This window comes from Rhizobium sp. NLR22b (assembly GCF_019685295.1).
GTDB lineage: Bacteria > Pseudomonadota > Alphaproteobacteria > Rhizobiales > Rhizobiaceae > Rhizobium.
Map to the genome: position 1 here is coordinate 149,573 of NZ_JABDWM010000006.1, position 14,291 is coordinate 163,863.

General features: G+C 61.1%; 12 protein-coding genes and 1 pseudogene. 4 read left to right on the top strand and 9 right to left on the bottom strand.

Features of this window, described 5'->3' with window-relative positions; translation table 11 throughout:
• Nucleotides 1-3: 3 nt before the first annotated feature.
• The 4 genes from HJC00_RS12115 to HJC00_RS12130 all read right to left on the bottom strand — a co-directional run bounded on the left by HJC00_RS12115 (nt 4) and on the right by HJC00_RS12130 (nt 5,027).
• Nucleotides 4-1,296, bottom strand: coding sequence for a sugar ABC transporter substrate-binding protein (locus tag HJC00_RS12115; RefSeq protein WP_221164085.1), 1,293 nt, complete (start codon nt 1,294-1,296; stop codon nt 4-6).
• A gap of 36 nt (nt 1,297-1,332) precedes the next feature.
• Nucleotides 1,333-2,337 carry a LacI family DNA-binding transcriptional regulator gene (locus HJC00_RS12120; RefSeq protein WP_221164086.1) on the bottom strand — a complete coding sequence of 335 codons (1,005 nt, stop codon included), beginning with the start codon at nt 2,335-2,337 and terminating at the stop codon, nt 1,333-1,335.
• 82 nt (nt 2,338-2,419) lie between these two features.
• Complete coding sequence (locus tag HJC00_RS12125; RefSeq protein ID WP_210632057.1) at nt 2,420-4,273, bottom strand: ABC transporter ATP-binding protein; 1,854 nt, start codon at nt 4,271-4,273, stop codon at nt 2,420-2,422.
• A 433-nt stretch (nt 4,274-4,706) separates the two neighbouring features.
• Nucleotides 4,707-5,027 carry a hypothetical protein gene (locus HJC00_RS12130; protein ID WP_210632058.1) on the bottom strand — a complete coding sequence of 107 codons (321 nt, stop codon included), beginning with the start codon at nt 5,025-5,027 and terminating at the stop codon, nt 4,707-4,709.
• Nucleotides 5,028-5,275: 248 nt separating this feature from the next.
• Between HJC00_RS12130 and HJC00_RS12135 the strand changes: the two genes are divergently transcribed.
• Complete coding sequence (locus tag HJC00_RS12135; RefSeq protein ID WP_405048785.1) at nt 5,276-6,184, top strand: universal stress protein; 909 nt, start codon at nt 5,276-5,278, stop codon at nt 6,182-6,184.
• A 169-nt stretch (nt 6,185-6,353) separates the two neighbouring features.
• On the opposite strand, the gene HJC00_RS32455 is transcribed toward HJC00_RS12135, so the two are convergent.
• Both HJC00_RS32455 and HJC00_RS12145 read right to left on the bottom strand, forming a co-directional pair.
• Nucleotides 6,354-7,082 (bottom strand): MFS transporter, encoded by a 729-nt coding sequence (locus HJC00_RS32455; protein WP_259672239.1) that lies wholly within the window; start codon nt 7,080-7,082, stop codon nt 6,354-6,356.
• A gap of 554 nt (nt 7,083-7,636) precedes the next feature.
• The gene (locus HJC00_RS12145; RefSeq protein ID WP_210632060.1) at nt 7,637-8,332 is read right to left on the bottom strand and encodes an NrtR DNA-binding winged helix domain-containing protein; all 696 of its coding nucleotides are present in this window, start codon (nt 8,330-8,332) and stop codon (nt 7,637-7,639) included.
• Nucleotides 8,333-8,460: 128 nt separating this feature from the next.
• Here HJC00_RS12145 and HJC00_RS12150 point away from each other — a divergent pair, with 128 nt between their 5' ends.
• Both HJC00_RS12150 and HJC00_RS12155 read left to right on the top strand, forming a co-directional pair.
• A complete protein-coding gene (locus tag HJC00_RS12150) occupies nt 8,461-9,495 on the top strand; it encodes an SPFH domain-containing protein (RefSeq protein ID WP_210632061.1) in 1,035 nt (344 codons plus the stop codon).
• Nucleotides 9,482-10,420 carry a sugar kinase gene (locus HJC00_RS12155; protein ID WP_221147075.1) on the top strand — a complete coding sequence of 313 codons (939 nt, stop codon included), beginning with the start codon at nt 9,482-9,484 and terminating at the stop codon, nt 10,418-10,420. Before HJC00_RS12150 ends, HJC00_RS12155 begins: the two co-directional genes overlap by 14 nt.
• A gap of 79 nt (nt 10,421-10,499) precedes the next feature.
• Here HJC00_RS12155 and HJC00_RS12160 read toward each other — a convergent pair.
• From HJC00_RS12160 to HJC00_RS12170, 3 genes and pseudogenes are all read right to left on the bottom strand, one after another.
• A pseudogene (locus HJC00_RS12160) lies at nt 10,500-11,074 on the bottom strand (AAA family ATPase).
• A gap of 406 nt (nt 11,075-11,480) precedes the next feature.
• On the bottom strand, nt 11,481-11,912 hold the full coding sequence (locus HJC00_RS12165) for a GFA family protein (RefSeq protein WP_210632064.1): 432 nt from the start codon (nt 11,910-11,912) through the stop codon (nt 11,481-11,483).
• Between the two features lie 668 nt (nt 11,913-12,580).
• Nucleotides 12,581-12,919, bottom strand: a complete 339-nt coding sequence (locus HJC00_RS12170) for a hypothetical protein (RefSeq protein ID WP_221164087.1) — start codon at nt 12,917-12,919, stop codon at nt 12,581-12,583.
• Nucleotides 12,920-13,526: 607 nt separating this feature from the next.
• Here HJC00_RS12170 and HJC00_RS32460 point away from each other — a divergent pair.
• On the top strand, nt 13,527-14,189 hold the full coding sequence (locus HJC00_RS32460; RefSeq protein WP_259672240.1) for a hypothetical protein: 663 nt from the start codon (nt 13,527-13,529) through the stop codon (nt 14,187-14,189).
• Nucleotides 14,190-14,291 lie beyond the last annotated feature (102 nt).

Below are 14,291 nucleotides of genomic sequence, written 5' to 3' on the forward strand. Positions count from 1 at the left end.
CTGTTATTCCTGATCACCGAACGGCGGATATCCGTCGTTGTCCTCGATATCCTCGTCGATCTTCTTGGCGGCTGATGTGAGCGCCTCCTTGGGATCGCCGCCATTGAACACCTCGTCGACAGCCTGCATGAAGGCAGAGGTGATTGTGGGATAGGCGGGGTGCGGCGGGCGCGCGACAGCCGTCTTCGACGCCTGTTCGAAGGCGATGGCCATCGGGCCGCCATTGGCATAGAGCGGAGATTCGGCGGCGAAGCTCTTCAATCCGGGGTAGCCGGACTGGCTTGCTACATAGGCCCGATATTCCTTGTCCTTCAGCAGGAAACTGATGAACTTGGCTGCGATGTCGGGATGTTTTGAAGTCTTGGTAATCGCCCAGATCCAGGTGCCGTCAGGGCTCACGCCCTTGGCGCCGAATTTGGGCAGCGGTAGCACGACGATATTGTCCTTCATGGTCGCTGCGGCCTCCGCATAAACCCAATGTCCACCGAGCGCCAGGGCCGCGGGATTGCCTTCGGCGTAGAACTGGTTGGTGCCGGCCGACTGCGGCACGACCCAGCCGTTCTTGACCCATTTCTGCATCATCGCAAGCGCATCGACGCAGGCGTCGCTGTCCAGCGTTCCCTCGGATTTCCAAGCTTTGCGGTCGATAAGGTCGCAGCCGGCCGATTGCAGGATCGGCCCATAGGCATAGGTGATCCATTCGGTCTTGATGCCGTAGCCGCGGAAGGTGTCGATCGGCCATTTCACGCCATCGAGCTTCGAAAGCTTTTCGAGGTAGCTTTCGAACTCCTCCCGCGTCCAGGCGTCGTCGACGGATTTCGGGATGCGGGCGCCGATCGCTTCGAGATATTTCCTGTTGCCGTAAAGAACGACGGAAGAGTCCGTCAGTCCGATCGCATAAAGATCCTTGTCGATCGGGTATGTGCCCTGAGCGATGTTGGACTCCGTCATGTCGTCGAGCAGATCCTTGTCGATCAGCGGCTTGATCGGCTGCAGATAACCCGACCAGACATAATTGGCGAGGAACGGCGCATCGAGTTCCATGATGTCGGGCAGCTGTTTGGCCATGACGGCCGCGCTGAACTTCTCGTTATAGGCATCGTGCGGCGCATAGATGAACTGGACATCGACATCGGGATTGGCGGCCTCGAAGCGCTCGGCGACCTTGCCATAGGCCGCGACAAAGCCGGGATCGCCCTGATGCATGATCTGGATCGCCGTCTTCTCGGCTGCGACAGCCCATGTGGCGGCCAGTGCCGACGACAGGATCAGGGACTGAAGTAAACGTTTACCCATTAGAAATCCTCCTCAATTGAATGGGCCTTCCTCAATTTACACGGATGCCCGCTCCACCAACTGGAACGGCAGTTTCTGCACCCCGGCCGGGGGCCGGTGTTCGGCAAGCAGGATGTGCGCGGCCTGGCGGCCCATGGCGCGGTGGGGAAGCGCCATGGTGGTCAGCGGCGGATCGAGACGCGAGGCGATCTCGACCTGATTGTCGAAGCTCGCGACGGCGACATCATCGGGAATGGTCGCGCCCGAACGGCGCAGGGCGGCATAGACCTCCATCGCCACGCGATCATTGCCGCACAGGATGGCGTCGGGACGTCGCGGACCCGTCATGAGATCATGCACATGCTGAGGAACAAGGCTGTGTGCCCGGTCGCTGTAGATGGCCTTGCTGACGGCGGGCAACACGATGGCCCCTGCCCCACCGATGCCGGCGTGATCGAGCGCCTGGCGAAAACCGAGTTCGCGCAGTTCCCCGGCGAGAATCCCCGGCAGATTGATGAAGGCGATATTGCGACGGCCCGCCTCGATGAGATGGGCCGTAATCTCGGCCGCCGCTCCCGTTTCATCCGGCACCAGCGACGTCACCCGGTTGTTGGCGTCGCGGCAGTTGATCATGACCCCGACCGTGTCGGCAAATTCGGGCGGCAGGTCGACGCTCTTGTGATACATGGCGGCATAGGCAATCGCCCGCGGGCGAAAGCGCCGCATCTCATCGAGGATCGATCCCACGCTGCGATGGCCGCCGAGCGTCATGGCGAAGACGGCCATGTCGGAAGCACGCACGGCGCCGTCGAGCCCCCTGATAATCTCCGTCGCGAAAGGCGAGGTGATCAGGTCATCGGCGACGAGGCCGACAAGCGGCATCCAGCCCTGCCGCATGCTGCGAGCGGCGAAGTTGGTGACATAGCCGAGTTCCTCGGCGATATCCTTGATCCGCCGGCGCGTTTCCTCCGACATGCGCGCCGTGCCGCCATGCAGGGCGCCTGACACGGTCTTGACGGAAACGCCTGCGCGGGCGGCTATGTCGTTGAGCGAAGCAGACACGAGACCTCTTTGGGTTATCGATTACCCATATCGGTACCAATCCCTTTCCGATGAGTCAAGCGATGACAACTCCCTGCCCCTCTCAATCGATCTCCTCAGGGATGAAGCCGCCGGTCTGGCGTTTCCACAGCCGGGCGAACAACCCGTCCCGTTCGACCAGCTCTTCCGGCCGGCCTTCTTCGACGATGCGTCCGTGATCAAGGACGACGATGCGGTGCATCCTGGCGATCGTCGAGAGGCGGTGGGCGATGGCGATCACCGTCTTTCCCTCCATGACGAGGTTCAGCCTTTCCTGGATGGCAGCTTCGGATTCGCTGTCGAGCGCCGACGTCGCCTCGTCGAGAACCAGGATCGGCGCGTCCTTCAACAGCACGCGAGCGATGGCGACGCGTTGGCGCTGGCCGCCGGACAATTTGATGCCGCGATCGCCGACGTAGGCGTCATAACCCTTGCGACCTTCGCTGTCTGTGAGATCGGCGATGAAGGCATCGGCGCTTGCCATCTCCGTCACCCTTTCGATCTCTTCCTGCGTCGCCCCCGGCCGACCGTAGCGGATATTGTCGCCGACGGAACGGTGCAGCAGCGCAACATCCTGGGCGATGACGCCGATCGCGCGGCGAAGGCTTGCCTGCGTCACCGCGCGGATATCCTGCCCGTCGATCAGGATCGCGCCGCCCTTGATGTCGTAAAAGCGCAGGAGCAGGTTTGCGAGCGTCGTCTTGCCGGCGCCGGAGAGGCCGACCAGACCGACCTTCTCGCCGGGCCGGACCGTTAGCGAGAGGTTGTCGATCACGGGTTTGCCGGACTTATAGGCGAAACGCACTTTCTCGAAACGGATCTCCCCCTGCTGCACCGTGAGATCGGCCGCATCCGTCCGGTCGGTGATGGCGGGCGGCGTCGTCATGACGGGCATGGCGTCCTTGATCGTGCCGATCGCCTGGAAGATCTGCTGGCCCATCTGCATGAAGACGAAGATCTGCGAGGACAGCCGGTTGAGGATATAGACCGCGCCGACGAACTCGCCGACCGTGAGAAAGCCTTTGACGAGACCGGAAAATCCGATCGCCAGCATGGTCAGCCACAAGAGCGTATTGAGGATGACGACGGTCACTTCCGACGAGCGGTAGATGCGCTGCTCGGCGTGCTGCGTCTGCACGGCCTTTCCGATGATGCGGCGGATTGCGCCCGCCTCGCTGTCTTCGGCTGCAAACTGCTTGATCATCTGCATGTTGGTGTAGAGATCAGTGATGGCGCCGGCGACCAGGCTGCGCTGCTTGGCGGTGCGGCGCGAGCGCTCGACGAAGATCGGCACGATCCTCGCGGCGAAGGCGACGTTGAGCGTGATCCACACGACGACGGGCAAAGCAAGCTGCCAGGCGAGCGCGCTCAGCAAAATCACTGAGCCCACCAGCTGCATCAGGAAGCGCGGAATGGATTGGAAGCCGGCGAGGATCTGCTGCTGGACGGCGGAGGAGACCTGCTGCAGCCGCGAGGAAACCTGGCCGGCATAGAGATCATGGAAGAAGGCAAGATCCTGCCGCTCGACGGCCTTATGACCCTGCCACTGGATGGCGGCCGGCATGGCGATGCCCAATGTATGCGAGTTCAGCGTATTGAGCACGAAAGACACGATCGGCATCACCGGAAAGATCAGAAAACCGAGAACGGTCAGTAGCAGCCATTCGCTGCGCAGGAAGACGGCAGCGCCCTGCTCAGTCACGCCGTCAACGATGACCGAGAGCCCCCAGACGATCGTCAGGTTGATCACCTCGAACACCATGGAGCAAAGCGCCAGCGCAATCAGCACACCGCGGAACATCGAGATGAAATGCAGGAGCACGGTGACCGGCCCCTTCGACGGCAGCGGTCGGTAGGGAATGTCGAGCGGCCGGATCAGGGTTTCGAAGGGACGATAGATCGCATCTGAAATCGACATGGGCCGCTCGGTCGAATGTTGAAATAAGGGCGAGGGACTCAATGCTACGCAGCCGGAGGATAGGATCACCTTGCGGCTGCAATCTCAACTAGAATTTTGGTGATTGTTCGCGGGCGGGAGGCTAACGAAAAATAGGGCTGGAGGGTGCGCGGATCGCGCGGAAATAGGTTAGCTTCTTATATCATTCTCAACGCCCTTCTCGGATGCGGCGTCTCTGCCTGGATGGCGCGGGCGCCCTCCGGCTTCCCCATCGTGACGCGCGCAGGCCGGAGGGGAAGGAGCCTCGAAGGACGCCTTCCAACGCTGCTCCTTGCATTCATCTGAAGTCGGCGCACCCGCCTCGTCTGTCGAGGCCCCTCGGGACACCTCAGTATGAGGCTCTCTTGAATGCCGAACCCCGCCGAAGCGGGGTTCTTGGTGCGTGGCAGGCCGGTCAGTTGTTATGCGCCGCGCAAGCTTCGTCCATCGGAGTGGCGTTGCTCGTGCCGCCCTGCGTCTGGAGATTGGCGGAGTTGTTGACCGGGTTCGGGCACTTGGTCTTGTCCATTTTCATCGTGCCGCTGGTCGTTGAGCCGGTCGTGGTGGTATCAGTGGACATCGGCTTCTTGGCTTTCATGTCGCCGCTTGCGCCACCGCCCTGATCGGCCTGGTTCTTGTCGATCGTGGCCCCGGCCGGAGCCGGATTGGACTGGGCGAAGGCTGATGTGGCCATGCCGAGTGCGAGAAGCGAGGCTGCTACGAGTTTCATACGCATCCTGATATCCTCCTTGGGATGTTGCGTGATTGGCCCATCCACAACCTCGCCAGGACGTCATTGTTCCGCAGCTGCTGATGACAAATTGCGCCGCACCCCCCGACGCTCCATCAACACCCGCCATGATGGCTTTTCATCGCCGGCATTAGCCCTCCGATCTGTTCAAGCCCCTGGCGTGTTGCGGGCCACCAGGCGCGGGCGTATCATGACTTGAGGATTGGACCAGGAGCGATGCGGGATGCTCGCGCATGGAGGTCCTGATGAATACGTCACCTTCAAACGGCCGCGACGCAAAAACATTGCCACCCGCGGTGATCTCGGCCCGGCGGGTCCACGAGTTGACCGCCCACGCGGATGTCATCGCCTTGCTGCCCGACCCGGCGACTGCTCGCATCTGCCTCGATATCGCGGAAGACGCCGCTCGAGCCATCAATGGCAGCATGGCGGCCGCCCATGTCGGTGCAGATCCGGAACAGATGATCGCCGCACCCGAAGAAATCGACTTGCAGATGCTGCGCGACATGGACGAGGGTTCGCCACAACAACGCCTTGAGCGGGTGATAAGCGTCTTCGAGAGCTGGAAGAAAGTCAATCCGGGCCGAAGCGACCTGCTGCTTGATGATTGTCGCGGTGATCTCGGCCGCTGCGTCACATCCGAATGCCACGAGAGTGCACTGGTGGTCACGCCGTACCACGGCAACATGGATGCCCGCGATGCATTCCACGACCTGCTTTTCAACGAACGCAAGCTCGTGCTCGTGCCGCCTGCAGGCTGCTATTCCGGCCATCTCCTCCAGCGTGTCGTGATCGGTTGGAAACCGCACGATCATGCACGAGCGGCCGTCGTTGCCGCAAGGCGCTGGCTGGCGGTGGCGGAGCACGTCACCGTTTTGTGCGTCAACGACAAGCCCGACGGCAGCTATCAGTTTACCGCCAGGGAACTGATTGCGCAGCTCGGCTTGAAAGGCGACATCGTCGCGATCCGCTCGGAGGGTCGTCCGGTTGCCGAGGCCATTCTAGATTTCGCGGGTTCCGTTGGCGCAACCTGCCTGCTGATCGGCGCTTTCAAGCATAGCTATTTCCTCGAACTGCTTCTCGGCCGCGTCACTCGCTACCTGCTGTCGCACGCGAGACTTCCCTTGATGATGAAGCATTAGAGAGGTGCGATTTTCGTTCCCGCCGTCGATGGCGATTTTCGCGCGTGCCTTTCCAAGGAACCGCAGCGAACACTCCCCCTCTGCTCTGTGCCCCGATGATTCAGGGCCGCGAAGTGCTTATGCTTAGCTACGGTCGCGAAGCTGCGCAGGTTCAGAATCTCGCATGGGGCTATTCCGACCGGTTTGACTGCGTCTCCCGACGCGCTTCCCTTCGAGCCAGGAAAAAGATCGGAAGGGATGCAAGCTGCGCCGTTGCGACGAACGCGGCAAGCGCAGGCGTCGAGCGATCATAGAGCAATCCCGTTGCGACGCTGCCCAGCAGCCAACCTCCACCATAGGCCGAATAGAACATGCCGAACCCCAGACCCCGACGCCCTTCCGGGAGCAGCCCGGCGATGATTGCCTTCATCAGCGTGTCCTGCACCGCGTAACCGATGCCCCACAATGGCATTGCGATGACAGCCATCGCGAAGCCGCCCTGGAGTAGAAGCGGCGCGAAGCAAGCAGACAGCACGATCCCCACAGTGAGCGCCACCTTATCCGACCAGTCGTAGAGCCTGCCGAGGATCAGGTTGGCCGCCACCCCTGATCCGGTGGAGAAGGCAAGCAACACCGGGATCCATTCAGATGGGACGGTCCGAGTGCGCTCCAGATGGTATGCTCCGAGCTCATAACTGAGCAACCCGGCGGCAAAGAGCGCGCCGGCGCCCATGTAGAGCCAGTAAGGCAGGCCTAGCGTTTTCGCCGTGGCAGTGCGGCCCTGCTCCAATCGCTCGGGAACGGGGAACGTCAGCCGCGCAGCGATGAGTGCCATGATTGCAAGCACAACAGAAATGGTTAGCAGGGCGTAGGCGGTTCGATAGTCGCCACGCAGGAACAAAATGAGAGCGGCAATCAATGGCCCCCGCCTCGTCGAGGGCGGTATTGAGGCCGAAGGCCCAGCCTCGCCCGAGTTCGCCGGTGGTATAGGAGATCATTGTCTCGACCGTCGGCTTGCGCATGGCACGGCCAACCCGTTCGGCAATGATCAGGGCCCCCGCAAGCTCCCAACTCCCCGCCAGTGACATTGCGGGCACGGCGCAGAGATTGATCGCGTAGCCGGCAAAGGTAATCGCCCAATAGGCGCGGCTCCGGTCGGCGATCCAGCCGGCGACGGGCCGCAGCGCATATCCAAGGAATTCCCCTATGCCGGCAATGACGCTGATCGCAGCGGCACTCGCCCCCAGCATTGCAAGGAACTGGCCGTTGATCGCCGCGCCACCTTCATAGGTGAGGTCGCCGAAAAGATTGACGACTCCCATGATCAGCACGAAGCGGAGGGCGGACGAACCGCCACTATCGAGCCCTCTCATATGCGACTCCTTCTACCGCATCTATTACGCGGACGTTGCTCGCCTCTTCGACCGGCAGACGCAGCAGCGTCTCAACGCCTGATCCCTCAGGATGCAGAGATCAAATTCTGCGGTCGAAGAGCACCAGCGACCGGATGTCCTTCAAGCGGAACACCTGGGCGGGCCGATTGCTTGCCCGGCGCATCTCGCCTTCGACCGGCTCCAGGAAATCGGCTTCCGCCATGCGCTTTCGAAAAGCCGATTTGTCGAGCTTGCGGCCGAGAAGGCTCTCATAGACCGATTGCAGTTCGCTCAATGTGAAATGGGCCGGCAGCAGATGGCCGGGCAGGTTTGTATATTCGACCTTGCTCCGGATACGGCCGAGCGCCTCCTTGAGCAGGGACGCGTGGTCGAAAGCAATGGGAAAACCGACGCCCTCGCCCTCGACCGGCCGCCATTCTGCCTCCTCGGCCATGGCGTTCCGCCGTTCCGCGACATCATCGGCCGAAAGCAGCGCGATATAGACGATGCTGATGCTCCAGCCTCTCGGGTCCCTGCCGGCGCTGCCAGTCGTTTGCAACTGTTCGAGATAGGGTGTTTCGACGCCGGTCTTTTCCTTCAGCACCCGCCGCGCCGCAGCCTCCAGATCCGCATCCTCGTCAATATGGATCCAGCCGCCGGGCAAGGCCCATTCGCCGGAAAAGGGCGCGGCCGCCCGCCGGACGAGAAGCACGGCGAGCCCTTCCGACGACAGCGAAAAGATCGCGAGATCGACGGTCGCGATCGGTTTGAAGGCGTCGTTGTCGTGTGTGGTCATGGTGGGAAGATAGCACGCCTACGCCTTAGTGTAAATCTTCAACTAAGTTAGTTGACATTTATCACTAAGCCGTGTTTTCTCCTTTTCGACACGAGCGCGGGGCTCGCGCCGGTAACAGGGAAACGGACATGTTCGGACTGCGCTTCATCAAGACGGAACCCACACAATACGTCATTCAATATCAGAACGGCAAAGCCGTGCGCGAGGGTGCCGGCCTTGCCTTCTGGCATTTTTCGCCTTCGAGTTCCCTCGTGCTGGTGCCGACGGCGAGCGTCAACGATCCTTTCATTTTTCCCCTGGTGACATCGGACTTCCAGGAAGTGACGGTGCAGGGCCAGATCACCTACCGTATTGCCGAGCCGCGGCGTACGGCGGCACTTTTGAATTTCACGCTCGACCGCAAGGGCCACTATGTTTCGGAAGATCCGCAGAAGCTTTCGACCCGCGTGATCGACCGCGTCCAGGTGGCGATGCGAGCCGAGGTTCAGACGCTGTCGCTGAAGGAGGTTCTTGCTTCGGGCGAGGCGCTCGTCGCCGGCGTGGCGGATGCGCTCAAGGTGCATCCGACGGTCGAAGCGCTCGGCCTCGAAATCCTCGGCCTGTCGCTGCTCGCCGTCATGCCGAAGCCTGAAACCGCCAAGGCGCTGGAAGCGCATGCCCGCGAAGCGCTGCTGCGCCAGGCCGACGAAGCCATCTATAGCAGGCGCAACGCCGCGATCGAGCAGGAGCGGACGATCAAGGAAAACGAGATCGCCACCGAGATCACCCTGGAGAACAAGAGGCGCCAAGTGCGCGAGGCCCAGATGGAGGCCGAACGCGCCGTGCAGGAGCGGCAGCTGCAGATCCGCCGGGAAGAAATGGCCGGCAAGATCGCGCTCGAAGAGCAGAACCGCGACCTGGTGACGCTGGCCGCGACCAATGCGCGGGCCGAGGCCGACGCCCAGGCCTATGCGCTGACGGCGATGATGAAATCCTTCGAGCAAGCTGATCCGAAAGTGCTGCAGGCGCTCGCCTCGGTCCGCATGCAGCCGGGCCAGCTCATGGCGCTCGCCTTCCGCGACCTTGCCGACAATGCGACGAAGATCGGCCAGCTGAATGTCTCGCCCGATCTTCTCAGGGAGATCTTGCAGCCGCAGGAGGGCAAGGACCGTGCCGGCCTCTGACGAACGCAAGATCATCCTGGTCGTCAGGCCGACCCGGCTCGACGAACTCATCGCCCGCTACAACACGGTGCAGCAGGCGCAGTTCTATGTCGAACATCTCGGCGCCGACTTCAGCGACTATCTCGCCGAGAAGAAGCGCTACGAAACTGCTATATCAGAGGTGGAAGCAAGCCTGCGCGCCGTCGCCCGCGTCCAGCGTCTCGACCGCCGCTACCTCGCGAGCTTCGTCTTCGGCCCCGACGATGTCGTCGTCGTGCTCGGCCAGGACGGCCTCGTCGCCAACACGCTCAAATATCTCGAGGGCCAGCCGGTCCTCGGCGTCAACCCCGATCCCAAGCGCTGGGACGGTCTGCTGCTGCCCTTCAACCCGAAGAGCCTTCCGAAAGTGATCGGCGAGGCGCTGAAAGACAAGCGGCCGATCAAACATGTCAGCATGGCCAAGGCTACGCTCAACACCGGCGCCGTCGTCCACGCGGTCAACGACCTCTTCATCGGCCCGAAAAGCCATGTCTCGGCGCGCTATATCCTGCAGGCCGAAGAGCGCGAAGAACGCCAGTCCTCGAGCGGCATCATTGTCTCGACCGGCATGGGCTCGACCGGCTGGCTGAAGAGCCTCTATTCCGGCTGGCTCGGAGCCGCGAGCGCACTCGGCCTCGAACCCGCCGACCAAGAGATCGACATGTCCTTCGCCTGGGATGCGGACTATCTGCGCTACTTCGTGCGCGAACCCTTCCCGAGCCGCACCACCGGCACCACCATCGTCGCCGGTCTCGTCTCTAAGGACCAGCCGCTCACCATCGTCTCCGAAATGCCGGAACACGGAGTGATTTTCAGCGACGGCATCGAGGCGGATTTTCTGGAGTTCAACGCCGGAACGCGGGCGGAGGTGACGCTGGCCGAGCGACAGGGGATGCTGGTGGTATGAGGGACGGGCTTGCGCTCCGAACGATCCGGGGGGGGGCGAGCTATCTGGCATATGCAGATATTTTGTCGGAGGCTGGGTTCTAACCCGTCGTCTGCGCGATACTCAAGACATGATTGTGAATGGCTGCTGCGCTCGCTTCCGCCGTCTTTGAGGTGACATCCAAAGTCAGCGTGAACGGGTGCTGAGGGTCGAGGACCTGGGCTCGTCTGCTTCTCTCTCTGGCAACCTGCACGTCAATCGACTTCAACCGCTCGCGACGCGCCGGTGTGGCAACGCGCCGCGCCAACTCTTCCTCGTCGCAGAGCAATCTCACAGGCACCAGCAGCGCTTCGCGTTGTTGCGCCGCGCCGGCAATCTGCTGAAAGGTGCGATTGCTACGCTCATCACCTTCTATGCCGACATGTGTGAAAATGAAATTCGCCGTGGGAGGCCATAGGCGACGATCGCATCCAGGACGGCTTGCCGGACCCTTCCGGTATATTCCCATATTCCATTCGGGAGGGGCGTCGCTCCATCGTCATCGAGCAGCCGCAGTATCGGGTTGTTGAACCAATGATTATCAATGACCTTTGCATCCAGGAGCGGGCTTAACTCTCTCGCAATCGTCAGCTTTCCGACGCCAGGAAAGCCCAAGAGGAGAATGAATACGCTCATAGCGACGTTAGCTCCACTAACTCTCGAGCCCGGCATAGTGAGACAATATTCAGCCCGCGCGGTTTTACGAACCATCGGCGCAACATTTGCGCCCCTGATGCCGATAGCATCAAGGCGCTGATGGCGGCCCCAGTGCCTTGTCGATAGAAATAAGGTATTGATTTCGTTTGGATGGATTCGGTTGCGGAAACAATATCGCCATTCGCTTCCGTCACTTATCGTGGGTGTCGATAATGAGCGATGCTGGATTGCCCGTTACAAGTGCGAAGATGATGCTTGAATTGTTCCTTTCGCCATCAGCTAGCGTGGCGCCCATAGCTGACGCGACTCCGCGTGGGTGCTTCTTCCGCTCTGTCCTGGGAAGCGCCTCGACCGCGTCTCCGGGTTGATTTGCTCACCTGCCGGACTATTCGTTACCGGCCGCGGCCGCTAGCGAAGCCAGTCCGCGTTGCGCATGCTTCATCCCATCCGGCAGTTGAAACCAATCATGTCTCGATTCCTCGTAGACGGAAACCAGGGGCGGCGGAAATGCCGGGTCTGCGAAGGCACCGACGGCGACGACGCAGAGTTCCGGGTTGAAATCGCCTTCCCAGTAGAGAGACGTGCCGCAGTTCGGGCAGAAATGAAATCGAACCTTGCGCCCCTGCGCGGCGTCACGCTCGAAGACCTTCCGCTCTCCTTCGACCGTTACCTCTGTCTTCGTGAAGATCGCACCGCTGCTCGCCACGGCGCCGGTTCTGCGCTGGCAATCGCGACAGTGGCAGACGCTCACCATGAGCGGATCGCCTGATGTCTTTGCGCGGAGTGACCCGCAATGGCATTGCGCAAGTCTATTCATCTGTCACCTCGGTTGTTCCTGTTGATCTCGTTCGGTGTTTCTGGTGAGAAGAGTTGGAAGATATCGCACCGGCACTCGAGATGCGTCTGAAGAGCATGGGTGCACCTTGCGCCGGGTAACGACAAGGATGAGGCTCTCTTGGGGGCGGCGTGCCGTGTGGCATCCCCTCTGTCCTGCCGGTCAGCTCCCCCACAAGGGTGGAGATTGGCAGGTGGTCTGAACGTCGCTCCCTCTCAGGCGGCAGCGACCATCACACTACTTTAGTTGTTTGGGGAAGCCGTCACGCCCAGCCGATCTCCACCATTTGGGGAGATGGCCGGCAGGCCAGAGGGGTGCCCCACGGCATGCCCATCCACTCTCATCCCGAAATGCGCACCCCGTCGCACGACCCCACTATACAGCAACGGCAACGTACAAGGGCGGTGGAGGATGTCGCGGCTTGGAGGTATCGGCATGGCTGGAATGTCCGTTGGCGAGCGCCGCAGCCGACGAGAGTGTTGGAAAAACGCGCCCGAGGGCCTCAAAGGACGCGGCGAGTGTTCGGTGTCAAAGTGAAAGAAGCCCGGCGCGGGAGAGAGGGCGCCGGGCTTCGATAGTGACCGACAGCATGGGAGGAGGAGTGCTGTCTATCGGGCCGAAGCAGCTAGGAGGGGCAGCGCTTCGGCTCGTCACGAGGTAGTGCCGCAATGCGGCGAATTCAAGCCAAGGGCTGCGTCAATATCGTACAGATGATGTTGCAGGCACGGCGCCGTGTCGGGCTTGGGCACGGCGTTGTCCGCGGACAACGTGCCGAGGTGCCTGCCTAGATTCAATAGCACCGCACGAACGAGGCTCGCCATGTGGCCTGGGTTCATCAGCCGATTAAACGAGCCTATCCGCTTCGGCTCGCGAGCTGCTGATTTCAATTTGCGTCGCTCCGGCGGCTTCGAGAATTGCAGGATCTCCCAAAAGGCGTTGGGAGGAGCGGTGCCAAAATCGATGTTGGTGCAGTCTGGCTGAAGCAGCATCGAATGGATCGCGGCGGATACGTCCGCGGCCGGGGCATGCCGTTCATCCCCTCAACCACAATCGAAACCATCTGGAGAGATCGTCATACGGCAGTTGTTCAAGGTTATGCCGGATCAAGACACCGTCCCCCATCAAGTGCTCGATCAGGAAAGACGAATTGCCGAATGTGGCTCTGACGGCGTCAAAGGACATGGCTTGCTCTCCTCGCGCAGCTGCAACTTTATCTCGGTTACTCCCTGAACACAGTTCGCCAGGTGTTTTTGAGTGAAGTTGCGAAATTGAGCGCGTATGCGAGAGACGAGGGCAGCAAGATCCATGCAGCGAAACTGCCGGAATGCCGGCTTGATGGCAAGTGTGTCCTTTATCTGAAACAGAGCCTTTGCTCGCCATCGGCATGACTCGGCACGATCCAGCTGATCTCGAAGCGATTGCTCCGTTGTCCGCGGACAACGGCCGACTGGGCGACTATCCCAATTGGTGAGGCAATGGGCAGTTGGCGTGGGTGACTTGCCTCACTGTCGATCCAATATCCTGAGCAAGAAGCGTCCGCAGGTTAAGGTCTCAACCTGGAAGCCCATTCGAACCTGCTGCCGGGTTGAAGGGCGAGTGGAGTTTCTCGACGACCATGTTCACCAAGGTCGAAGCGTAATTGGCAGACTTCGGCCAGGGACATTGGATCGCCATATGCTGAACCCATCCATCAGGTTCTCGCCTGCGAATATCGCCGCTCTGAAGAAGGCTCTGCGGAGCCAGTATCCTCACATCAAGTCGTCGCACCTCGATGAGGCGATCGCCGCATCGTTCGGGTTCAAATCCTATGCCGCCATGCATCCGGCGCTGTATCAGCTCGTCGCCTATGCCGGGCTGGTCGTCGAGAGCGATCATCTGCTGCTTCTGCTTCGTTTGGAGGAGCTTGGGTATCGAAACATCGCCCCGGAGCCGTTGCGTCGTCTCGTCTGGAATATCGAATTTCCCGATGACCGGTACGACAGCAAAACCGGACATGTTGTCCAGCGCGCAGGAGGCCGACGGCGGCCAATGCGGGGTAGCTCGCGCATCGATCGCCAAGCCGCCGACCGTCCGTTGGGCGGCAGAGACGTCGTTGGCGGCCTTGGCGCCTTGCTTCCCTCATGTCGTTATCTCGGAACGGCTGCACATTTCCGGGCGATACGCATTGGAGGCGGCCAAGGGGACGCCGGGGAAATTGCGGATGCTTCAATGACTGGCGTCCAAAGCAAGCGCTGTGAAGCCAATCTTTTCCCGCGATAGAGGTCGCGGCTATTGCTGCCGGTTGCCGCTGGCGCTATTGTTTATGGGGCATTGTCGTGCAGCGTCTCTACGCTGCGGATTGCCGGTCGCAGCTGCCTGGCA

Excerpts from the sequence above, each read along its gene's own strand:
- HJC00_RS12150 (WP_210632061.1), top strand. The coding sequence starts at position 8,461 with ATGTTCGGACTGCGCTTCATCAAGACGGAACCCACACAATACGTCATT.
- HJC00_RS12125 (WP_210632057.1), bottom strand. The coding sequence starts at position 4,273 with ATGTCGATTTCAGATGCGATCTATCGTCCCTTCGAAACCCTGATCCGG.
- HJC00_RS12145 (WP_210632060.1), bottom strand. The coding sequence starts at position 8,332 with ATGACCACACACGACAACGACGCCTTCAAACCGATCGCGACCGTCGAT.
- HJC00_RS12130 (WP_210632058.1), bottom strand. The coding sequence starts at position 5,027 with ATGCGTATGAAACTCGTAGCAGCCTCGCTTCTCGCACTCGGCATGGCC.
- HJC00_RS12170 (WP_221164087.1), bottom strand. The coding sequence starts at position 12,919 with ATGCTGCTTCAGCCAGACTGCACCAACATCGATTTTGGCACCGCTCCT.
- HJC00_RS12135 (WP_405048785.1), top strand. The coding sequence starts at position 5,276 with ATGGAGGTCCTGATGAATACGTCACCTTCAAACGGCCGCGACGCAAAA.
- HJC00_RS12115 (WP_221164085.1), bottom strand. The coding sequence starts at position 1,296 with ATGGGTAAACGTTTACTTCAGTCCCTGATCCTGTCGTCGGCACTGGCC.
- HJC00_RS12165 (WP_210632064.1), bottom strand. The coding sequence starts at position 11,912 with ATGAATAGACTTGCGCAATGCCATTGCGGGTCACTCCGCGCAAAGACA.